Raw genomic sequence first — 22,100 nt, 5'->3', positions numbered from 1 at the left:
ATGGAAGCTGCGGTAAAGTAAAAATAGCCTTGTTTCAAATGTTGCAGCTGCAAATTAGAGAATAAGAAAGTTTGAAAATAAGATCCGGACTGTTCCGGGTCTTATTTTTGTAAAGTTAACCAAGTATGCTGGAAGCGGTTGACGTACCTGGGCTGGAATAATATAATATAAAGGTACTGAATTAAGCGGAGGTTTGCCATGCAAACTATAATTGAAGTAAAAAATTTAACACATGTTTATACAGACAGTGAAAATAAAGAAATAAAGGCTTTGGATGGGATCAATTTAGAAATAAGACAAGGTGAATTTGTTGCTGTTATTGGTGCCAATGGCAGTGGTAAAAGTACTTTAGCGCGTCATTTTAACGCTTTGCAGAGGCCAAGTGAAGGTGTGTGCCTGATCGAGGGTATGGATACTACGGTAGAAGAAAATCTTTGGGATATTCGCCAGCATGTGGGGATGGTGTTTCAAAATCCTGATAATCAGATCGTGGCAGCAATTGTCGAGGAAGACGTTGCCTTTGGACCGGAAAATATAGGGGTGCCGACGGCAGAAATAAGAACAAGAGTGGATGCTGCGCTGGCGGCAGTAGGTATGAGTGATTATGCCAAGCATGCTCCGCATCTGCTTTCCGGCGGTCAAAAACAGCGCGTGGCGATCGCAGGTGTTTTAGCATTGGAACCCAAGTGTATTGTTTTAGATGAACCGACGGCTATGCTCGATCCACAGGGACGCAAAGAAATAGTAACCACTGTCAAAAAATTGAACCGGGAAAAAGGCATTACCGTGGTTTATATAACTCATTATATGGAAGAGGCGCTGCAGGCTGACCGAATCATTGTTATGGGAGAGGGCAAGCTCAAAATGCAGGGGACGCCGAAAGAGGTGTTCAGTCATGTACGAGAGTTATATGCTTTAGGATTAGAAGCGCCTTTAGCTGCTAAAATTGCCGATGATTTGCGGCAAAGCGGTCTGAATTTACAGCAGGGAATTATTACAAATGAGGAGTTGGCTGAAAGCATATGCCGATAACATTAGAAAACGTAGAATTTACATATATGGCTAAAACACCCTACGAACGCAAAGCGCTGCAAGGTGTTTCGCTGACTGTGGACAAAGGAGAGTTTGTGGCTGTGATCGGGCATACCGGCAGCGGAAAATCGACTTTAGTGCAGCATCTGAATGGTCTTTTAAAACCGTCGGCAGGTAAAGTAACGATTGATGGACTGGATATCAGCGGCAAAGGTGAAGCCGTAAAAAAAGCAAGACACCAGGTTGGTATGGTTTTCCAATATCCTGAACATCAGATTTTTGCTGAAACTGTTTTTGAGGATATTGCATTTGGACCGCGGAATAAGGGGATGCAGGAGAATGAGGTTAAGCAGCAGGTCCAAGACGCGATGAGATTTGTGGGTTTGGATTTTGAAACCTTTGCCAGCCGGTCTCCGTTTCAGCTTTCCGGAGGACAAATGCGCCGCGTGGCGATTGCCGGGGTAATAGCAATGGATCCTGATTATCTGATTTTAGACGAACCTTCTGCCGGACTTGATCCGCGTTCACGTGATGCTGTTTTTGCAGAAATCATGGCTTTGTATAAAAAACGCCGGATGGCTGTGATTTTAGTTACGCACAGTATGGAAGAAGCAGCCCGTTACAGTAACCGGCTGCTGGTTATTTCCGGTGGACGCGTCATTTTAGACGGAAGTCCTGCTGAAATTTATCAAAATCATAAAAATGAACTTTTGGCGGTAAGCATGGACGTACCGCAGCTTTTTAAACTCAGTGATGAACTGCGTGCACGCGGGATGGAAATCCAGGCGGATACCATGACTGCGGAAGCACTGGAAGCGCAGATCAAAACAGCAAAGGGGTTGAAATAAATGCTGACTGACATTGCGCTTGGACAATATTACCCGGGAAATTCTCTGATTCATAAGTTGGACCCGCGGACGAAGATACTGATAACATTATTTTTCATTGTCGCTATTTTTCTGGCCTCAGGAGCCGTATCTTATGGAATACTTTGGGGTTTCGTATTTTTGATTATTCTTTTATCACGTCTGCCGCTGATGCTGGTTCTAAAATCAATAAAGCCGCTGTGGATCATCATTGTTCTGACAATGGTAATACATATGTTTACAGGGCAGGGTGAAAATGTAATTTTTTCCTGGAAATTTTTTAAAGTAACGCAGGAAGGTCTGGAAATGGGCCTGAAAATGTCGATGCGTCTGATTCTGCTGCTGCTGATTTCTTCGATACTGACATTTACGACTTCACCAATAGTTTTGACTGACGGGATAGAGGCTCTGCTGCGCCCATTTAAACGTTTTGGCGTACCAGCGCATGAGCTGGCAATGATGATGACGATCGCCTTACGGTTTATACCTACGCTGCTTGAGGAAACAGACAGGATTATGAAGGCACAGACCGCGCGCGGGGCTGATTTTTCCAGCGGCAATCTGATGCAGAGAGCCAAAAATATGCTGCCGCTTTTGATACCTCTTTTTATCAGTGCGTTCAGACGTGCCGATGATCTGGCGGTAGCAATGGAAGCACGTTGTTATCGCGGTGGAGAAGGACGCAGCCGTATGCACGAGCTCGTTTATTATGGACGTGACTATGCGGCATTAGCGACAGTGTTTGTTTTGATTGGTCTGATGGCGTTTATTCGCTGGGGGAACGCGTTATGCGTACTCTGAAATTAACAGTGGCTTATGACGGCACTAATTACCATGGTTTTCAGAAGCAGACTAATGCTCTTACAGTGCAGCAGGTGCTTGAAGAGAAACTATCCTTGCTCTGCGGCGAAAAAATCGTTACAGCCGGTTCTGGACGTACTGATACGGGTGTGCATGCACGGGGGCAGGTAGTGTCGCTGACAACCAGCGGTAGTATTCCATTGGAGAATCTTTTAAAGGCCTGTGCAGGAATCCTGCCGAAGGATATCGTGCTTTGGCAGGCTGAGGAAGCTGACGAAGGCTTTCATGCCAGATACAGCGCTTGTTGGAAACGTTATTGTTATCGCATAGTGCAGAATAAACATGCGGACCCTTTCCTGCGTAACTATGTCTGGCAAATGCGGGAATATCTGCGGCTTGAAGCGATGCAGGAGGCAGCACAGCTGCTTTTGGGAACACATGATTTTTCGTTTTTCCGTTCGGCCGGCAGTGTGCAAAGTTCGCCTGTTAAAACGATTTACCGCGCTGAATGGCTGCCAAAAGAGCAGGGAGAACTGGAATTCTGCATTGAAGGTAATGGATTTTTATATCATATGGTGCGTAATATCGTCTGGCATCTGGTAGAAGTCGGCAAAGGCACTAAAAGTATTGCTGCATTTAAAAGTGAATTTGCAGCAGGCAAGCGTCATTTTAAGGTTGCCCCGGCGCCTCCTCAGGGACTTTATTTAGATTATGTTGGTTATATACCGCATTTTCTGGCAGATATTGAAAAAATCAGAAAATAATCCTGATTTTACTTGACAAAAAATGTCAAGATGGTTACAATATACATACGTGATTTTACGCCTATCTCCACTAGCCCCGGAGAGAAACGATAAAATTACATCGAACAGGAAATACTTTAGGGAGGGACATAAGGATGAAATCTTTTATGGCTAATCCGTCCAATATCGAACGTAAATGGTTCGTTGTTGACGCAGCTGATAAAACTCTTGGCCGCATGGCAGCCGAAGTTGCAAAAATCCTTCGTGGCAAACACAAACCGACTTTTACTCCGCATATGGATACCGGAGATCATGTAATCGTAATCAATGCTGACAAAGTAGTTTTGACCGGTAAAAAACTGGTTCAAAAAGTTTACTTCCGTCATTCCGGTTACCTTGGCGGCGACAGCTACACAAAAGCTGGCGATATGCTCGCTAAGAACCCGGTAAAAATGGTAGAACTCGCAGTTAAAGGTATGATTCCTAAAAATCGCCTTGGCAGCCAGATCTACACTAAACTGCATGTATATGCTGGTCCTGAACACCCGCATGCAGCTCAAAAACCTGAAACTTTAGAAATCAACGTAAGATAATCCGGAGGAGGAAACGTAAATGGCAGTAGTTACTTATAGTGCGACTGGTCGTCGCAAATCTTCAGTTGCTCGCGTTCGCCTGGTTCCGGGTGAAGGTAAAATCGTTATTAACGGCCGTGAGCTGACCAATTATTTTGGTCTGAAAACATTGGAACTCATCGTTAACCAACCGCTTGAAATTACTGAAACCAAAGGCAAATACGACGTACTCGTAAATGTTATTGGCGGCGGTATTTCCGGTCAGGCAGGTGCGATCCGTCATGGTATCGCTCGTGCTTTGCTCGACGTTGACGCTGAATATCGTCCGGCTTTGAAAAAAGCTGGCTTCCTGACTCGCGATCCGCGCGAAAAAGAACGTCGTAAATACGGTCTTAAAAAAGCGCGTAAAGCAAGCCAGTTCTCGAAACGTTAATCATTGGGAACAGAAGTTCAAAACCCGCACAATTTGTGCGGGTTTTCTTTTTGTCAATATGAAAAGACTCCTTTGAATTAACTAAACAGGATTAAAAAAATAAATACTGTTGTTATAATATGCAGTAAAAGTATGCTTTTTATTTAGTTTATGTAATCATTTTAATAAAGATGACGTTTTAGAGTCGTATTTTTTCTCTTGACAAGTATCAGGCAAGTAGGTATAATAATTTTTAACAATTCAAAAATTTTCACCTCAAAGACTGTGAAGGGAACAAGATAAAACTGGCAGGCCTAAGAGAGTCGACGGTTGGTGCAAGTCGATGGCAAAAGTTTTATGTATAGCTCATCCCGGAGTTGTCTGCTTGATATGTAGAGCAGAACGTGTGGCAACGTTAAACGCCTGGGCCTTGTTTGAGGCTGAGAGGGCTGCTTGGCAGCTGAATTAGGGTGGTACCGCGTGGAGAACAGTTCCTCGCCCCTATGCATTTATCGTAGGGAGCGGGGATTTTTTATTTCCGCTTCCGAAGTTGGGCCGCTGCGCCGGCATAAACAGATTGGAGGCAAATATTTATGAAACAAGCAAGTAAACAGTATATTCCTTTTCAGCCGCTCCAGTGGCCGAATCGCCAATGGCCGAATAAAACTATTACCAAGGCGCCGATTTGGTGCAGTGTTGACCTGCGCGACGGGAATCAGGCTTTGGTTACGCCGATGCAGCTGGAAGAAAAGCTGCTGATGTTGAAGACTCTGGTAGATATTGGCTTTAAAGAAATAGAAGTTGGTTTTCCGTCTGCATCTGAAACCGAATATGAGATCCTGCGCACTTTGATCGAAGGGCATCATATTCCCGATGATGTAACGATTCAGGTACTGGTACAGGCGCGTCCGGAACTGATCAAAAAAACTTTTGAAGCAGTTAAAGGCGCTAAAAACGTTATCGTACATTTTTATAATTCTACCTCTACCTTACAGAGGAAGGTCGTATTTAAAGAAGATATGCCAGGCATTATCAAGATCGCAGTGGAGGGTGCAAAACTTATCCGTCAGCTGACGGAGGAAGAAATTGCCAGCAGCGGTATGAATATTCGGTATGAATATTCTCCTGAAAGCTTTACCGGTACTGAGATCGATTTTGCTATTGAAATATGCGAGGCGGTAATGGAAACCCTGGGGGCAACGAATGAGAACCCGATCATTCTGAATCTGCCTTCAACAGTGGAAATGTCAACGCCGAACACATATGCGGATCAGATCGAATATTTCTGTACTAAGATGAAAAACAGGGAAGCTGCTATTATCAGCATTCATCCGCATAATGACCGCGGGACAGGTGTTGCTGCGGCTGAACTTGCCCTGCTGGGCGGAGCAGACCGCATCGAAGGAACATTGTTTGGCAACGGCGAGCGCACTGGCAATCTTGATATTGTGACAGTTGCTTTGAATATGTATACTCAGGGCGTTGATCCGGAGCTTGATTTTTCCAATATTCTGGCGGTCAAAAAAATTTATGAGGCCTGTACCAAGATGAAGGTGCCCGAGCGTCAGCCTTATGCGGGTGAATTGGCGTTTACCGCGTTCTCCGGTTCGCATCAGGATGCTATACGTAAGGGTTACGAATATATGGCGGAAAGCGATACTCCTTATTGGGAAGTACCGTATCTTCCGATCAATCCTGCTGATCTGAGCCGTGAATACGAACCTGTTATCCGTATCAACAGCCAATCCGGTAAAGGCGGCGCAGCTTTTGTGCTGCAGCATGCTGTCGGTTACAGGCTGCCGAAGGAAATGCATCCTGAATTTGGCAATATTGTGAAGGCTGCTTCCGATGCTTTTGGTGATGAATTGAAGGAAGAACAGATCGTTGACTTGTTTAACCGTGAATATGTAGAGTTTGATGGTAAATACAAACTGGCTTCCCACAGCTTCCTGGAACAACGGGAGTTGGATGGCACTACACATACTCGTTTTGAAGGTAAAATCGATGTTTGTGGTGATATGAAAGAAGTTGCCGGTGTCGGCAACGGCCCGATAGATTCATTCTTCCAGGCGCTGGCAGGAATCGGCGTAGAGGGCTATGAATTTGTTAATTATCACGAACATGCTATTTCCCGCGGTTCTGACGCGAAGGGTATTTGTTACATAGAACTGAAGATTCCCGGTAATGGACATATCTTTGGTGTTGGTATCGACAGTAATATCAACGTAGCTGCGCTTTTGGGTATCCTATGCGCTATTAACAGAGCTGAGAAATAATCAGAGCGGTGTAAAAATCAGATAAAAAATATTAAGACAGGCGTAGTTTGGTTATCTTGCAGATAAAGGCACAGTACTGATAAAGTACTGTGCCTTTTGTCGTAAATTTCGTGTAAAAGTGAAAGGAGGCAGGCAGGAGCTTTGCCGCAAAGCTAGAAATAAACAGCAGCAATAGCAGAGAAAATTACGGATCAATAACAGGAAGAAGGGGAGAAAGTGTAAATTGCCAAGTCTGTAATGATAGTAAAAATCTGTCGTAAAGAAGGATGAAAATTTTATGGCTAAAAATAAAGTGATCCTGGGGCATCTGTCTGGCAGTGCTGTTTTCTTAAATCCAGTTTGTATGATCGTAACGAAGATGCATTTTAAAGAACCTGATGAAGGAATTATCATCAGCAAAGAAACAATTCATACGTGGGAATTTGTAACTGATGAAGCTATCAAAGATGCTTTTGCAGGAAAGTCTGATTGTGCACTTGAAGGGATGACAGAAGAATATGGTCAGGAGCTCATGGGGGCAGTGTTAAAACCTCCTAAAGCATCTGTGTATCAGCTGGCCGTTCAATTTGAGAATGGGGAATACAGTTTGCTTGAGTTGGATGGATATTATGCTAAAGCGTTTATTGATGCTTCAGCTAAAGAAAAAGCAGCTTTATGTGAGCCTGCTCAGAGCAGGGAGAAGAAGATTTCCTGCATGAAAAAAGTTGTCGCAGGCTGTATTTCGTTAGTTTCCCTTGCAGGACTGCTGTTATTGCTGTAAATGATAGATTAAAATAAAACAATGATTATTAAAAATGAAGGCCGCTGCTTTTAACAAGCAGCGGCCTTCATTTTTTTAGGGGTATTGTGAATGTAAGGTTAAACAAATTTATAGCTTTTCAGGATACTATGCTGCACTGCTTTATACAGGAAAACTGCTAAAATAACAGAGGGCACAGCGCTTACCGCCATGGAAACAGCACAGTTAATTGCAGATAGATAGGCTATCTGGTGCGGAAGTCCTAAAACGAAGACTTTAAAGCCATAGCGAATCAGCGGTTCGGTAATAACATTGACCAGGCAGCCGAAAACAGCCGCTATAGTTACGATCTTAGTCGCTTTTTTGTCATCTGCCGCAGCCAGATTAAAAACTTTATGAGCAATAAAGGCTACCGCCAGTCCCAATAGAAATTTGGCTAAAAAAGTCGGCGGTGCTGATGTGGTATAACCGGCTAAAATGTCTGCCAGTGACAGACCTATTGCACCTGTAAGCGCTCCGTATTTTGCCCCCAGAATCAGAGCAGACAGGAGGATAAAAGCATGACCGATATAAATTTTGCCGGTCATACCGCCACCCATGGGGATCTCGATCCGCAGATAAGTAAAACAAACGAAAGCCAAAGCTGCAAACATACCTGCCAGTGTCAGCCTTGTAATATTGTCATTACGCATAAAAAACACCCTCTTCAGTTAAATCTACAAAATATAGTATAAAACAAAACTGGTTTGTGTAAAATAGACAGAAGTTGAAAAATAAAGCAGGACAGTTAGAAAAAGCAGGTAAATGTGGTAATAATGCGGCAGTCAGAAAAATAATTCACAAAGGTTTTGCAGAAAAATATATATGAATAACGACTCATATGTTATAATAGATTTAAGGAATGAATTGCTGCCTGCTGCGTATAATTTCAAGCTTCTGTAAGGTAGAGTTATTATTTGACAAAGCCTGTACAGGTTGTTAAGATTGAGTTATAAGATGTAGAGGGGCAGTTTTTGCTAACCTTAAAATTTAAGCTGTCGATTTTACTGGCAGCACTGGATCAAATTCCGAAATGGAGGCATAAATTATGGAAAAATCGAGTATGTATATTTTTGGTATGTCGTGCGCAGGTTGTGTTGCCAGTGTAAAAATGGCATTGGAGGATGTACCGGGCGTAAAACACGCAGCAGTAGACCTGGAGCAGTGCATGGCAGTTGTAGAATATGAAGCCCCGGCTACAGTGGAGCAGTTGGAAATGGCAGTAAAAGAAGCTGGTTTCACTGTTGAAAAATAAAGCTTATGAAAACAGTAACTATTAAAATTTCAGGAATGCATTGTGCTGCCTGTTCTAATGGCGTGGAACGTTCTTTAAAGAAGGTTCCAGGTGTCGACAGAGCGGAAGTCAATCTGGCGACTCAGTCGGCGTTGGTGCGTTATGATGAAAATCAGGCGACGATAGAGCAGCTGGAAGCAGCTGTGACCAGAATGAGCTTTGGTGTCGTCCATGATGCGCCGGGCGAAGAATCGACAGCTGAACAGAGGGCGGAACAGGATGCCCTTGATTTAAAGAAACGTTTGAAAGTGGCGGCTTTCTTTTTTGTGCCGCTGTTATATTTGGCGATGGCGCCGATGGTGCCGGGTAAATTTTTGCCTGTACCGATAGATCCGGATCAGATGAGTGATGTCTATGCTTTTGTACAGTTGTTGTTAACGCTGCCGATATTGTATGCCGGCGGTCCGTTTTTCAAAAATGGTATCATCAGCTTGAAAAATGGTGTTCCGTCGATGGATACACTGGTTGCTTTAGGTACGGGGGCTGCGTTTATTTACAGCAGCTATTCAACATACGAAGTTCTGGCAAGAATAAATCCGCATGCTGTCCATAGTCTTTATTTTGAGTCTGCCGGTGCTATTTTGACCTTTGTTTTATGTGGTAAGTTTTTAGAACTGCGTGCGAAAGGTGAAGCTGGACACGCTATCAGCAGCCTGCTTAACCTGGCGCCGAAGACAGGCTTTATCTGGAAGGACGGCGGAGAAGTAGAGATTCCGCGTGAAGCGATACTGACTGGTGATATAGTTATCGTCCACCCAGGCAATCAGGTACCGGTCGACGGGGTGATCACAGACGGACATGCCAGTGTTGACGAATCGATGCTGACCGGTGAAAGTATGCCTGTAGGTAAAAGTGTCGGCGAAAATGTTTTTGCGGCTACAGTAGTTACCGACGGGTATCTGCGTTTTAAAGCTGAAAAAGTCGGTAAGGATACGATGCTGTCGCAGATCATGCAGATGGTAGAAGCGGCTCAGGGATCGAAAGCGCCGATTGCCAAAACGGCTGATAAAATTGCGGCGGTTTTTGTGCCGGTAGTGCTGGTGATAGCTTTAGTCGCCGGCTTGAGCTGGTGGTTTGCCGGCTCTGGCAGTAAGTTTGCCATGCAGGTCTTTGTTGCCGTACTTGTTATTGCATGCCCATGCGCTTTGGGACTGGCGACACCGGCGGCAATCATGGTCGCTGTAGGTAAGGGTGCTGAAAAAGGCGTGCTGTTCAAAAATGCAGAAGCTTTAGAAACAGCCCATAATGTAACAATGGCGGTTTTTGATAAAACCGGTACGATTACGAAGGGCAAACCGATAGTAACAGACGTTATCGGCTGGAACGGAGCCAAAGAAGAAGCGATAACAAGGCTGGCGGCGGCAATTGAACAAGGTTCAGCTCATCCGCTGGCAGTAGCTGTCAAAGAACGGGCCGCAGGGATGGAACTGCCGACCTGTACAGATTTTAGAACTACGGTAGGCGGCGGTATCGCTGCCCGTTGTGAAAATACCAACGTACGGTTGGGAAATTTGTCCTTTGTACAGCCTGTGGCAATGATTCCTCCGAATGCCATAGAACTTGGCGAAAAATTAGCGTCAGTTGGTAAAACGATCGTTTATCTGACGATCGGCCGTAATTTATGCGGTATTTTTGCTATCGCTGATACGCTGAAGGAAGAAACCCAGGAAGCAATGCAGAAGCTGCACGAGCTGAATATCCGTACCGTTATCCTGACCGGCGATAATAAACGTGCTGCTGCTTATATTGCACAGCAGGCAGGCGTGGACGAAGTAGTTGCTGAGCTGATGCCTGGTCATAAGGCCGAGCTGATCAAAAGCTTCCAGCAGGGTGGGGAGATCGTCGCCATGGTTGGCGACGGTATCAACGACGCACCGGCTTTGGCGCAGGCTGATCTGGGCATTGCCGTTGGCGGCGGGACTGATGTGGCGATAGAATCGGCGCAGGTCGTGCTGGTCAACGGAGATATTCGTAATATCAGTACTACCCTGCGTTTAAGTAAGGCTACGATCCGCAACGTTAAAGAAAATCTGTTCTGGGCTTTTGGCTACAATATTATTGGTATACCTGTAGCCGCAGGCGTGCTGCACATTTTCGGCGGACCTCTGCTTGACCCGATGATCGCTGCGGCTGCAATGTCGCTGAGCTCGGTTTCGGTAGTAAGCAATGCCCTGCGTTTAAAACGCTTTAAGTAATCTAAATAAATTTGAAGTAATAAAGTGAATATTGATACATGTATTTTTGCATGCTGCGGCCTGTAAAAATATAGAAAAAGGCGAAAGCCCCGTTTACATTTTTGTAAGCGGGGCTTTTTTATTTGTCCTTTCTAAGTACTAGGATACAGCTGCGAGGACTTATGAAAGGATAAAAAGCAAAAATAAAAATGTTTCACAATTTAAAAATTCGTAAAACATTAAAATAATAAAGTATTTCTTATAATATTCCACCATTGTGGATAAAGATAATAGTAATGTAAAGCCAGGGAGGTGAAAGCTATGGAACTTGATGATGAAAAACTGAGCTTCTCCAAAAAGGTTGTCGGAACGGTGACCTGGTTATTTGTCGGCATCATAATGTTTTCGGCCGGCACTTGGTTAATATACAGAGAAATACCGGACAGGCTGATAGATTATGTTGACGGTCCGTTTTCTGTTATCATCAGCGGTTATTTTGCCAAAGTCGGTATGGAAAACTTTTTGAAGCTGCGGGGAGGAGCTAAAGAAAAAGGCACCTAGAAAGGGGGGCTGGCTTATGATTTGTTATTATCTGTTTCCAGGTCCGCACTGAGAAACGTATGACGCAAAAGCATTTATCTAAATTATCAGGTATCAGTACAAGTATGATCAGTGCGATCGAATTAGGCGAACGGCATCCGACTGTTCCGGTTCTTGACGCTTTGGCAAGAGCGCTGCAGGTTAAGGTGACCGATCTTTACAGCCGTAAATTTTGATTATGAGGAGGAGCCGTGATGGCGAAAAAGCAATACTTTGAGAATTTGTTGGGAGCGATGCAGGAATCAATTTTAAAAGCGCACAGTATGATCGAAAATCAGCACTTGAATGTTATGAAACGTTATTTTGACGAGTCGCAGAAACCGCTGACTTTTGATATCCAATATCCTCGTATCAATCCTGACACAGGCGAACTGGAATATGTACTGGTGCAGGTGCCGAAAATTGCGCTGGTACCGATGAATTCTCTGAAGCTGAAGGAGATGAAGCTGAAGTTTAAGGTAAAGCTGAGCAGCTGGGATGATGGTAAAAGCAATGACAGCGGTCTGCTGGCAAATATTTTGTCTTCCAACAAAACGGATACCGATAATTTTGTCGATGTAGAATTGCTGTTTGAGTCTAACGATCCTCCTGAAGCAGTTATGAAAATCAATGATCAGATGGTGAAAATACTGCCCTGATAAAGTACAAACAGAAAGGATGTAGTTAATTATGGCATTAGTAAAAATGGCGGAAGAATTCGGCGGTTTGCCAATGGAGTCTTTGATCGGCGGTCCGCTGCAGGCTGCCTGTGACGCACAGACGATGCTGGCCGGCGCAACGGCTCGCTTTATTGAAGAGGTCGGCCTGGTTAAGGAAGGCGATAAACAGGTCGTACGTACCGTAGGGTTCAGCTTTACACGCAGCGCTAACGGCGATGACGGCAATGGTCCCGCTTCTGAAAAAGTGGAAATGAATATCCCGCTTTTGGCGATGGTCAAAGTTCCGTCTCTGTCGATCGATCTGGTAGATATTACCTTCGATATGGAAGTAAAATCTTCGGAAACTCAGTCGGAAATCGACGATAAAAAAGGCGAGCTGGAAGCAGAGATGGGTTTGCAGATCGGTCCTTTCAGTATGAAAGCCAAAGTTAAGGGATCTATCTCCAGCCATAAGGAAAATACCCGTAAGAGTGATAATTCCGCAAAATATCATGTGCAGGTCCGCGCTACTCAGGGCGAGATGCCGGAAGGTCTGTCCCGTGTTTTGGATATCCTCAATACGGCGATCAACCCAACAAGTATCCAGAAAACTGCGGCAGCAGGAGCACAGGGGCAAGAACATTATACAGCTGATAATGACGTTGCCTGATGAGGTGTAAAGGCAGGTAACTATGATGACGAAACCATTTGATGTAAGTGCGGTGGGCTATGTAAAACGTGTTGTTATCGGCAATACCGATCCAGAAAAAACAGTAAATGAGGAAGACATTGAAAAGCAGCGTCAGCTGCTAAACCGCTGTCTGTCAGATTCTCCGCGCGGACGGATCATCGGACAGGAGAAGAATTTCTATTTGCTGAATATCGGTGAGCATCAGGTGGTGATGCAGTACATAGTTTACCATGTTGGTTTTGCCAGAAGGCCGGTATGGCTGGAAGATTAAGAAAGCCGCCTGTTATGGGCGGCTTTTTTCAAAGGAGGGAAAATGAAGTGGAAATAGATAATAAGATCAATCTGGGTTTCAGCGGCGGCGGTTTCAGAGCTACGTTTTACTGTCTTGGGGCTTACCGCAGATTAGTAGAGCTGGGACTTGAAAAACATGTCAGCGAAATAACCTCTGTGTCCGGCGGCAGTATTGCTGCAGGTGCTGTCATCAGCGCTTTGGCAGAAGGTGATTTCAGCAGTTTGCTTGATTTTGACAGGCGGGTGACAACGAAACTGATCAATCTGGGGCAGTGCAATTTCCGCAGGCGTATCATGACAAAAGCATCCTGGCTCGCTTATCTGCTGCCATATCTGCCCAAGCTGCAGCAGTTGGCTCTGGCGGCTGCTTTAAGGCCGAAGATGAGTAAAGCTTTTCCACAGGTGTTAGACGAAGAACTGTTTGAAGGCAGAAAAATGAAGCAGGCAGAGGCAGCGACAGAATGGAGCTGCAATGCTACCTGTATCAATACCTTAAAAAGATTCAGGTTTAAAAGTAGTGATATTTACGGTTATCTGCTGGGGCGCAGCAGTGATATCGACGATATCCCCATTGCTTTTGCCGTTGCGGCTTCGGCTGCTTATCCGGTAGGCTTCGCACCTTTGGAACTGGATGTAGAGGCAAGAGAATTCAGGGATCTTTACGGTACGGGAACGCAGAAACCGGAAAATCCGGCCAAGCTCTATCTGACTGATGGCGGCGTTTATGATAATCTGGGCAGTGAAAGTATGCTGAAATCGCCTGTTCCATTACTGATGCTGGATGCATCCGGTGCAAGCCAACCTTTGTGGGATAATTCACACATGAGCAAGTTGGAGCTTGCCAACCGTACTTTGGCAGTAGGGCTGGATCAGGTCGTGTATCTGCGCCGCCGGCTGCTTTTTGAGGTGAAACAGCATCAGCAGCTTATTTTAGGTCGTGGGCTAGGAAAGATTATAGAATATTGGCGCGAGCGTGGAACCAGGGGAATGAATATGGAACAGCTATTGCAGGTGGAACAGCTGTGTGCTGCACTGAGGACCGATATGGACGGCTTCCACGATGTCGAGATAGAGTATCTGATGTGGCTGGGAGCGGTAAAAATAGATTATGCTTTAAGATTGCTGCTGCCCGGCAATGAACAGCTGCAGCAAAGCAAAATGCCGGAGCTGCCAGATTATGACGCAGGTTTTGCAACAGCAGTGCTGGAGCGCGGTGGTAAAATGAGTATTTTTAAGCCGCTGCATCACGATCTGCATTTAAATTAAGGAGCGGAACATATGAAGAAGACTTCATTTTTAGCGATACTTTTGGCTGCGCTGGTGCTTGCAGCCGGCGTTGTTACTAAAGACAGCGAGCTGATAAAAAGTTATGTGCCGGTTTTGCTGGAGCAGTTACAGACGATGGATACTGCAGTACCCGAAGAAATGCCGCCAAAAGCGGAGGCAAAAACACAGGAAGCTGTGAAAACTGCTGACGATATCCTTGCCGTTACAGCTTTGGATATTGGACAGGGAGACAGTATCCTGGTACAAATGCAGGGGAAAAATATCCTGATCGACAGCGGCGACCGCAGCGAAGCTGCCAGGCTGCTGACCAAGCTGGAAGAAAATCATGTCGAGCAGATCGATATGCTGATCGCTACACATCCGCATGCCGACCATATCGGCGGTATGAAAGCGGTGCTGAACAGGTTTCCGGTAAAACATGTTTATGACAGCGGTCAGAATTATAAAACTAAAATGTATAACGACTTTCGTTTGCAGATAGAAAAGGAACAGATTCCTTTTGAAGTACTGCGCGGCGGTCAGGAAGTTCCGGTCAATGAAATGGTGAAGCTGAAGGTCCTGAGTCCGCAGACGCTGTATAAGGGGACTCCTTCTGACACCAATAACAACAGTCTGGTGCTGCGGTTGGAGTATAAAGATTTTGCAATGCTGCTGACCGGGGATATTCAGGCCGAAGTAGAACGTGATCTGCTGCAAACTGACCCTGAGGCACTGCAGGCGCAGGTTTTAAAAGTGGCGCATCACGGCAGTAAAACATCATCGATCAATGAATTTTTAGCTGCTGTCAAACCGAAAATAGCGGTCATCAGCAGCGGCGAAGGTAATAAATATAAGCATCCCAGCCCGGAAGTGGTACAAAGACTGTACAATTTACAGGCCGATGTTTTCAATACGGCTTTATGCGGCGATATTATTATAAAAAGCAATGGCAAAACCTGTGATATAACTGTTGAGAAGTTTTATGATGAGCAGCAGGCGCAGGCAGCCTGAGACGGAGGGATAGAAAATGCGTGAAATAACATTGCAGGAATTGGCGGCGCTGGCTGAAAACGCAAAGGGTGAGATCAGAAGGATTTATTTGCACTGGACGGCGGGGCATTATAACAATACTTATGACGACTATCACTTGAATATCACAGGTGATGGTACAGTGTGGAGCAGCTGCGGGAAACTGACAGAATATAAAGAGCATACCTGGCATCGTAACAGCGGCGCAGTTGCGGTAAGCATCTGCTGCTGCGCCGACGCGGTGGCTTATGCCGATGGCGGTGTGGACTTTGGCAGCGTGCCGCCTACACGGCAACAGTTAGAAACCTTGGCGCGGGTAGTAGCGGTTTTGTGCCGGGGACTGGATTTGCCGATCGACGATAATTATGTTATGACTCATGCAGAAGCGGCTGACCTTGATGATTATGGGCCGGCAACGACTTTTGAAAGATGGGATCTGTGGAAGCTGGCATCTGCCGACGGAACTTTGCAAGATGGCGGTGCTTTGATCCGCAGCAAAGCGAAAGCCTGCTGTCAGTGGTAATAAAAAAGCCGTAACGCTGTTGGATCGGCGTTACGGCTTTCAGGTTTTTATTTAGTTGCTGCTTTAACAGGCAGCTGCGTTAAAAGTTCGATTGTAGAGCCGTCGGCAAAGGACAGACTGCTTAGAGAAGCCTTCCAAGTCACTTTGCTGAAATCGCTGTTCATAACCTTGGCATCATCAGTCAGAAAAGGGTTCAGCTCCCAGTTGAATTTATAAACTGCGGTCTGTTTGGCGGCAAGGTCTTTGCTGCTGGCAAAATTACCACTGTAAAATAATTCATTATCAGCGTTGTAAAGCTCCAGAACACCGGTAAAATACTGCAACTCCCTCATCGCGTTGTTAGTCAGCTGAATATCTGCTTCTAACAGGCGTATAACGCCGGAATAAGGAGCCGAAGTTATAAAGATTTTTTGCGGAGAAACGGCAACAGCGTCGCCGATCTGCTTTTGTACAGGAGCGTTAAGTTCAGCCAGTTTGTTTTGTAAGGCCTGATCACGTTCATTGATCAAAGTTTTCAGATTGTTGATCTTGGTTATCTGCCAGGTATCGTCAGTAAGCTGCTGCATAGCAAGTTCTACTAAAAAATGTTTGTCTAATTCGCTGTCGAAAACTTTGATGGTTACGACAGCGACACTGCCATTTTTCTGAATCTTTTCCACACCCTGATACTGCATAGAATTGACGCCTGTCTTGTTTTTCAGATTATTGACAATATCAGTGCCGTTGTTTTGCAGCATCGGCGAGTCAGCATCACTTGGATCTGCTTCTTCCATAGTACCGCCGTTGACGTATTGTCTGGTCTGGTCGATCAGGATCGGGACGGCAACACCTTTGATATTCTGTACTAACGCAGCCAGAATCGGGCTTGACAGGCGTTCGTTACCAAAAGAGGCAACAACGACATCGTCATAAGCACTGCTGTAAAGTGTTTCCATATCGACGTGCTTTTCAAAAGCCGCAAAATCGTGCTTTTGTACTGCGCTGCCAATAAGGCCCAGCGAATACTGCGGCGTTTTGACCCAGTAGGCAAAGTACCATGCCACTGCGGCGGCTATTGCGATAACGGCAAACAGCAGCAGGTATTTTAATTTTTTTGTTTGCATAAGTGCATCCCCTCAAAAACTTTAAATTTATTATAATGCCTATTATACTACGACTTTGAAAGGATGCAACTTTTTTAGTCAACAATATAAATAAATTTTGTTTTAAAACTTAACAAGATAATAAAAAAGCTCAGACGTTGGAAAAGTAGTGTTGCTTATCATGAGATAGGATCTTGTTTATAGTAGAGAAAATTAATATAATAAGTTGAAAAATATGGTTGAAAGAAATTATAATACAGAAGCATTTGTATAGTATTTACGAGATATAACAATAATATAGGAAAATACAGAGAAGTATGTTAGTATAGGGTGTCAGTGAGATTGGAGATTATATATAATTGAAACAGTATAGAAATATGCAGGTGAATGAAATCAAATGAATAAAGGATTTAGGAAAAGATATTCCCAGCTTAAAATGTATTATAAAGTTAGTTGCTAAGACGATATGTTAATATAGATACTACATAATAACGATCATATATCATACAAAAATAGATTCGAATTAGATGATTGATAAAGATGTATAAATGGTTGCATCATCATAGTGAGTTTAAAATCATCCATCAAATACGCCGATTTTTATTAATTAAGATGGTAAATATATGTTATAATATTAAAATACGAGGTGAAAGAGATGATATTAGAAACGTACTTGAAGCAAAATAATACTAATATTAGGAAAGTTCATTTGATTTCAGGTATTCCTGAAACGACAGTTAGAAGGATGAATAAACGTGATATAGATAAGTGGAATATTGAATATTTTGATGCTATTGCAAAGTCTGTAGGAAAAAGTAGATTCGCAGTAATGAAAGAACTCGAAGATTTGGAAACTAGATTGAAAGATAAATATAATGTTGTTTTTTCTAATCTTTGTGGGCGATATAATCTCGAAAACCGCCGTTATATTGGTAATAAAAGCAAATTGATGAACTGGATTTCTGGTTTGATGGACGAATATACCCAGGGCGATTCATTTTTTGATGTATTTGCAGGAACTGGTGTAGTTTCTAAAGCGATGTTGCCAAAGTATAGAAAGTTTATTATAAATGACTTTCTATATTCAAACAACATAATTTTTAAAGCTTTTTTTGGAATGCAAAAATATGATGAAGATAAAGTATTAAACTATCAACGAAATTTCCAAAAAATATGTACAAATTCAATGGATGATGATTATTTTGTTGAAAATTTCGGTGGTAAGTTTTTCAGCGAATATGATGCAAGAATTATTGGTGAGATTAGAACTCGAATTGAGAATTCAGATGACTTAAATGAACGTGAGCGGTCAATTTTGATTGCTTCGCTTATATATTCGTCCGATAAAATTGCAAACACAGTTGGACATTATGATGCTTATAGAAAAAAAGTGGATATTAGTGATAGATTTATTTTTGAACTTATTAATCCGTTAGTTGTGTCTGGAAAAGATATTAAGATATTTAGAGACGACGCAAATGTACTTGTACGTAAAGTATCAGCAGATGTAGCTTTTGTTGATCCACCATACAACTCTAGACAGTATTCGCGTTTTTATCATGTTTTAGAAGGAATTGTAAAGTGGGATAAACCTAAATTAGAGGGTGTTGCTATGAAACCACCAGTTGAAAATATGAGTGAGTATTCAAAAACTAATGCTCCAATGATATTTGACGATTTGATTAAGAACTTGAATGTAAGATACATAGTTGTTACTTATAATAATACATACAAACCAAAGAGTAGCAGTTCAAAAAACAAAATTACACATGAGGAAATTATTAAGTCACTAAATAATGTAGGAAGTACTCAAAGTTTTGAACGCTCATTTCAGTTTTTTAATGCTGGAAAAACTAATCTCAAAGATCACAAAGAATTCGTTTTTATTACAGAGGTAGGAAAATGATGCAACCTGTATTATTTGTTGCTGAGGTATATGATGTTGAGTCACAAAAGAAAAAAAAGAAATCAATACGATCTCCTTTGTTTTATGTTGGTGATAAATACAAGCTAATGCCTCAACTAAAAAAGCTATTTCCTAACGACATTGATACGTATTATGATGTTTTTTGTGGTGGAGGGAGCGCGTCAATTAATGTTAATGCAAAAAAAATTGTGATGAATGATGTGGATGAGAAAATAATTGAGTTGCATGAGCATCTTCAAATCGCTTCAAAAGATATTGATTACTTTATTGAAAAAATGTATAACTTGATTAAAAAATATGGACTAAGTCTTTCTGAAAAAGGTACGACTACTGAAATAGAAGAACTAAAAAAAATATATATTAAAACATATTTTTCAAATTATAATAAAGATGCATATTTGAGACTTAGAAATGATTATAACAAAGATCAGTCAAATATTGATTTTCTATATTTGCTGCTGGTTTATGGTTTTAATCATATGATTCGATTCAATAGGCAAGGAAAGTTTAATTTGCCAGTTGGTAATGTTGATTGGAATAAAAATGTTACTGCGGCACTGAAAAATTATTCGTCATGGTATAACAACAATGAGGTAACTTTATCATCAGGAATGGACTTTGAAAAATTTGTTGAATCTATTGAATTAACTTCAAATGATTTTCTATATTTTGATCCACCATATCTTATTACTTTCAGCGACTATAATAAGCTTTGGAGTGAAAAAGATGAACGACGTCTATATAGCGTGTTAGATAGACTAGACCGGAAAGGAATAAAGTGGGGACTGTCTAATATGTTATCTCACAAGGGAAAACAGAATGATATTTTATTTGAATGGTCAAAAAATTATAGAGAATACAAAATTGAAAGTAATTATATCTCAAGATTTGATAATACTATAAAAAAAGACAGTAAAGAAATATATGTAACCAATTATTATAATTGAGGTGTGAATATGGCAAAAAGGAGAAAACCTATTTCTTTTGATACGACTCTGCGTAATCCAAGTAGGATTCCACAGTTTATTTCTGTATTGAGTAAATTTGAAGGAAAAACAATTGATGATCAAGTAGCCTTAGAATTAGAAGGTGAGATAATTCGGCAGAAAATTTTTATCCCAACTAAAAATACATTAGGCAATTACGTGAAATATTACAATGATAAATTTTCTTTTTTAGCTGCTGATCAATCGTCTGATGCTAGCAAAAAAGTTGATAAATATTATAAAGAATGGGTAGATGGTGAGCCTGGAGAAATTGAGCTAGATAAGATAGTTTATTTGTTGAAAAATACGATTACGGCTCATAAAGATAAAGGTTGGAATGGAGGATGGGAATCTAGGATTCATACACAATTTAACTTTTTAAATGAGTTAGGCCTTGTTAGAGTAGTGAAGGGAGAAAAGGTGAAAATTTCTTCTAATGGTAAGCTAATGATTACTGATTATGTTAATGGATACCCCAAAGGAGAGTCTTTTGATGAAAGGTTTGAACAGTCTGCATTTTTAAACGCATTTGCGAAATATCAAATCAATAATCCTTATCGAAAAAACACTATTAAAGTAAATTTTTTTCCACTTGTACTAAATGTAATAAAATACTTAGATGAGAAATATAATAGACCTGGAATAGCGAAACAGGATTTACCATTCATAATTATGTGGGGTGATAATGATTATGAAACATTAGCTGAGTATATTTATGTTTTCCGTCAAAAATTTGGATACAATACTTCAAATGAATTAGTATATGAATATGCCATGAATTTAATGGATTCTTCTACTTCTAACAATAGTTTAGTTCCTGCTAGCAAATCCTTTATCTTATCAAAGAAAAATGATTATAAATTTGACAAGGTTATGGGTGAGACACCAGATGAAATTATACGTAAATTACGGCTTACAATGCTTATTTCCCTTCGAGGAGCTGGGCGGTTTATTGATATAAATAAAAACGAGCAAGAAAAGATTAATCATGTTCTTACAAATTATAGTTCAAACGTTAATTTTTGCGATAATGTCGATAAGTATTTTGAATTTATGGGAGCTATGGATAAAGTGCTTTTTTTTAGTCAAGTAGCTGTTGAAACTCAAGATGCTAAAGATGCAAAGGAAAGAGCGATTGAAAAATGGGCGGTAGAAAATGACTGGGAATTTTTAAAAAATGAAATGATAAATAGCGTTGAGAATCGACCGTCATCACATTTTATTTTGAAATATGTGAAAGAAACTGTAAGGCTAGAATTTCTATCTGCTATAGTTATCAAGAAAGCTCTTCCAAAATTAAAGGTAATAGCTAATTATAAAGCCGATGATCAAGGGATTCCATTTAACACTGCTTCAGGAGGGAAAAATAATCAAATTGGTGCTGATATTGATGTCTTTGAAGATACTATTCATGCAATTATGGAACCGACTATTTCAAAAACTCGTAGTTTTCAAGTTGAGCATGAATTGCCATCAATTAGAAACCATGTTTTAACTACAGCGAATAAAGACTTTAAAGATAAAAATGGATACAATGAATGGTTTTGTCTGTTTATAGCATCAAATATTTCAAGAGATGTTGGAGATCAGGTAGCGCTTATTAGACAAACAAATAATGTCGAGATTTTTCCATGGGACATAGTAGATTTTGTTGACTATTCACAGAATGTAGTGTCTATTAGAGATTATAAAGTTATTAGAGACTATGCAAAGCCTCAAATTATGCCTAAATATAAAAAACATACAAATAGGCAAGAATAATGTTATAATCAAGAAAAATAAGGTTAGAAAAATAGTAAATGAAGTACTAAATAGTGAAATGGTTGACAGATTTTATGAAGCAAAAACTTTAATTAGATAATGGGAAATTTTATAAATTTTTTTGACATTATTATCTATGATTTTGTGTGGACTATCATTTTAGTATATTTCCCTACATCGCCGCTAAAATCGCCGCTGTTTCGCCTGTTCATAAAAGAATAAGGAAATAAACAAGAAAAGATACAAGATAAAAAATAAACGTTTTGTATTTACGTTACAGCATCGTGGTATATTCTACTAACGTACTATCTACAAAGTAAATTCAGTTTAGAGTTTTAATATACTATTTATCTCAATA

At 41.7% G+C, this 22,100-nt stretch carries 23 protein-coding genes and 1 other annotated feature; of the genes, 21 read left to right on the top strand and 2 right to left on the bottom strand.

What is annotated here, in order from left to right; genetic code table 11:
• The first annotated feature begins 198 nt into the window (after positions 1–198).
• The 8 genes from C8D73_RS02855 (at position 199) to C8D73_RS02820 (ending at position 7,462) form a co-directional block, all read left to right on the top strand.
• Positions 199–1,032 carry an energy-coupling factor transporter ATPase gene (locus tag C8D73_RS02855; RefSeq protein ID WP_021718939.1) on the top strand — a complete coding sequence of 278 codons (834 nt, stop codon included), beginning with the start codon at positions 199–201 and terminating at the stop codon, positions 1,030–1,032.
• The gene (locus C8D73_RS02850) at positions 1,023–1,880 is read left to right on the top strand and encodes an energy-coupling factor transporter ATPase (RefSeq protein WP_021718938.1); all 858 of its coding nucleotides are present in this window, start codon (positions 1,023–1,025) and stop codon (positions 1,878–1,880) included. The genes C8D73_RS02855 and C8D73_RS02850 overlap by 10 nt, the downstream gene beginning before the upstream one ends.
• Positions 1,881–2,699 (top strand): energy-coupling factor transporter transmembrane component T family protein, encoded by an 819-nt coding sequence (locus C8D73_RS02845; RefSeq protein ID WP_021718937.1) that lies wholly within the window; start codon positions 1,881–1,883, stop codon positions 2,697–2,699.
• The gene (gene truA / locus C8D73_RS02840) at positions 2,687–3,463 is read left to right on the top strand and encodes a tRNA pseudouridine(38-40) synthase TruA (RefSeq protein ID WP_113077247.1); all 777 of its coding nucleotides are present in this window, start codon (positions 2,687–2,689) and stop codon (positions 3,461–3,463) included. Before C8D73_RS02845 ends, truA begins: the two co-directional genes overlap by 13 nt.
• Positions 3,464–3,597: 134 nt before the next feature.
• Positions 3,598–4,035: a 50S ribosomal protein L13 gene (rplM, locus tag C8D73_RS02835; RefSeq protein WP_021718935.1), complete on the top strand. Its 438-nt coding sequence runs from the start codon at positions 3,598–3,600 to the stop codon at positions 4,033–4,035.
• 19 nt (positions 4,036–4,054) lie between these two features.
• Entirely contained in the window at positions 4,055–4,447 is a 393-nt protein-coding gene (gene rpsI, locus C8D73_RS02830) for a 30S ribosomal protein S9 (protein WP_021718934.1), read from the top strand.
• Positions 4,448–4,702: 255 nt separating this feature from the next.
• Positions 4,703–4,932 (top strand) — a binding site (T-box leader).
• Between the two features lie 87 nt (positions 4,933–5,019).
• Positions 5,020–6,702, top strand: a complete 1,683-nt coding sequence (leuA, locus tag C8D73_RS02825) for a 2-isopropylmalate synthase (RefSeq protein ID WP_113077246.1) — start codon at positions 5,020–5,022, stop codon at positions 6,700–6,702.
• A gap of 277 nt (positions 6,703–6,979) precedes the next feature.
• Positions 6,980–7,462: a hypothetical protein gene (locus C8D73_RS02820; protein WP_113077245.1), complete on the top strand. Its 483-nt coding sequence runs from the start codon at positions 6,980–6,982 to the stop codon at positions 7,460–7,462.
• A gap of 98 nt (positions 7,463–7,560) precedes the next feature.
• Here the strand turns inward: C8D73_RS02820 and C8D73_RS02815 are convergent, their stop codons facing one another.
• Entirely contained in the window at positions 7,561–8,133 is a 573-nt protein-coding gene (locus C8D73_RS02815; protein ID WP_021718931.1) for an ECF transporter S component, read from the bottom strand.
• 395 nt (positions 8,134–8,528) lie between these two features.
• Here C8D73_RS02815 and C8D73_RS02810 point away from each other — a divergent pair, with 395 nt between their 5' ends.
• The 10 genes from C8D73_RS02810 (at position 8,529) to C8D73_RS02765 (ending at position 15,986) form a co-directional block, all read left to right on the top strand.
• A complete protein-coding gene (locus C8D73_RS02810; RefSeq protein ID WP_113077244.1) occupies positions 8,529–8,735 on the top strand; it encodes a heavy-metal-associated domain-containing protein in 207 nt (68 codons plus the stop codon).
• Positions 8,736–8,740: 5 nt separating this feature from the next.
• Positions 8,741–10,969: a heavy metal translocating P-type ATPase gene (locus tag C8D73_RS02805; RefSeq protein WP_113077243.1), complete on the top strand. Its 2,229-nt coding sequence runs from the start codon at positions 8,741–8,743 to the stop codon at positions 10,967–10,969.
• A 300-nt stretch (positions 10,970–11,269) separates the two neighbouring features.
• Positions 11,270–11,509: a hypothetical protein gene (locus C8D73_RS02800; protein WP_113077242.1), complete on the top strand. Its 240-nt coding sequence runs from the start codon at positions 11,270–11,272 to the stop codon at positions 11,507–11,509.
• Positions 11,510–11,535: 26 nt separating this feature from the next.
• Positions 11,536–11,724: a helix-turn-helix domain-containing protein gene (locus C8D73_RS02795; protein WP_306541623.1), complete on the top strand. Its 189-nt coding sequence runs from the start codon at positions 11,536–11,538 to the stop codon at positions 11,722–11,724.
• An 18-nt stretch (positions 11,725–11,742) separates the two neighbouring features.
• Positions 11,743–12,186, top strand: coding sequence for a DUF2589 domain-containing protein (locus C8D73_RS02790; protein WP_021718926.1), 444 nt, complete (start codon positions 11,743–11,745; stop codon positions 12,184–12,186).
• Between the two features lie 28 nt (positions 12,187–12,214).
• Positions 12,215–12,856, top strand: coding sequence for a DUF2589 domain-containing protein (locus C8D73_RS02785; RefSeq protein WP_113077241.1), 642 nt, complete (start codon positions 12,215–12,217; stop codon positions 12,854–12,856).
• 25 nt (positions 12,857–12,881) lie between these two features.
• Positions 12,882–13,148 carry a hypothetical protein gene (locus tag C8D73_RS02780; RefSeq protein WP_021718924.1) on the top strand — a complete coding sequence of 89 codons (267 nt, stop codon included), beginning with the start codon at positions 12,882–12,884 and terminating at the stop codon, positions 13,146–13,148.
• On the top strand, positions 13,133–14,434 hold the full coding sequence (locus C8D73_RS02775) for a patatin-like phospholipase family protein (RefSeq protein ID WP_113077240.1): 1,302 nt from the start codon (positions 13,133–13,135) through the stop codon (positions 14,432–14,434). Before C8D73_RS02780 ends, C8D73_RS02775 begins: the two co-directional genes overlap by 16 nt.
• A 12-nt stretch (positions 14,435–14,446) precedes the next feature.
• A complete protein-coding gene (locus C8D73_RS02770; protein WP_021718922.1) occupies positions 14,447–15,445 on the top strand; it encodes a ComEC/Rec2 family competence protein in 999 nt (332 codons plus the stop codon).
• A gap of 16 nt (positions 15,446–15,461) precedes the next feature.
• Positions 15,462–15,986, top strand: a complete 525-nt coding sequence (locus tag C8D73_RS02765) for a peptidoglycan recognition protein family protein (protein ID WP_113077239.1) — start codon at positions 15,462–15,464, stop codon at positions 15,984–15,986.
• Positions 15,987–16,033: 47 nt separating this feature from the next.
• On the opposite strand, the gene C8D73_RS02760 is transcribed toward C8D73_RS02765, so the two are convergent.
• The gene (locus tag C8D73_RS02760; RefSeq protein ID WP_113077238.1) at positions 16,034–17,089 is read right to left on the bottom strand and encodes a hypothetical protein; all 1,056 of its coding nucleotides are present in this window, start codon (positions 17,087–17,089) and stop codon (positions 16,034–16,036) included.
• Positions 17,090–17,723: 634 nt separating this feature from the next.
• Between C8D73_RS02760 and C8D73_RS02755 the strand changes: the two genes are divergently transcribed.
• Genes C8D73_RS02755 through C8D73_RS02745 form a run of 3 tightly spaced genes read left to right on the top strand, consistent with a single transcriptional unit; the run spans position 17,724 to position 21,742 of the window.
• Positions 17,724–18,974: a DNA adenine methylase gene (locus C8D73_RS02755; RefSeq protein WP_113077237.1), complete on the top strand. Its 1,251-nt coding sequence runs from the start codon at positions 17,724–17,726 to the stop codon at positions 18,972–18,974.
• Positions 18,971–19,942, top strand: coding sequence for a DNA adenine methylase (locus C8D73_RS02750; protein ID WP_211305769.1), 972 nt, complete (start codon positions 18,971–18,973; stop codon positions 19,940–19,942). The genes C8D73_RS02755 and C8D73_RS02750 overlap by 4 nt, the downstream gene beginning before the upstream one ends.
• Before the next feature lie 9 nt (positions 19,943–19,951).
• A complete protein-coding gene (locus tag C8D73_RS02745; protein WP_211305768.1) occupies positions 19,952–21,742 on the top strand; it encodes an AlwI family type II restriction endonuclease in 1,791 nt (596 codons plus the stop codon).
• Positions 21,743–22,100 lie beyond the last annotated feature (358 nt).

This window comes from Phascolarctobacterium faecium DSM 14760 (genome assembly GCF_003269275.1).
Lineage (GTDB): Bacteria > Bacillota > Negativicutes > Acidaminococcales > Acidaminococcaceae > Phascolarctobacterium > Phascolarctobacterium faecium.
This window is presented reverse-complemented; position numbering and strand designations above follow the sequence as displayed.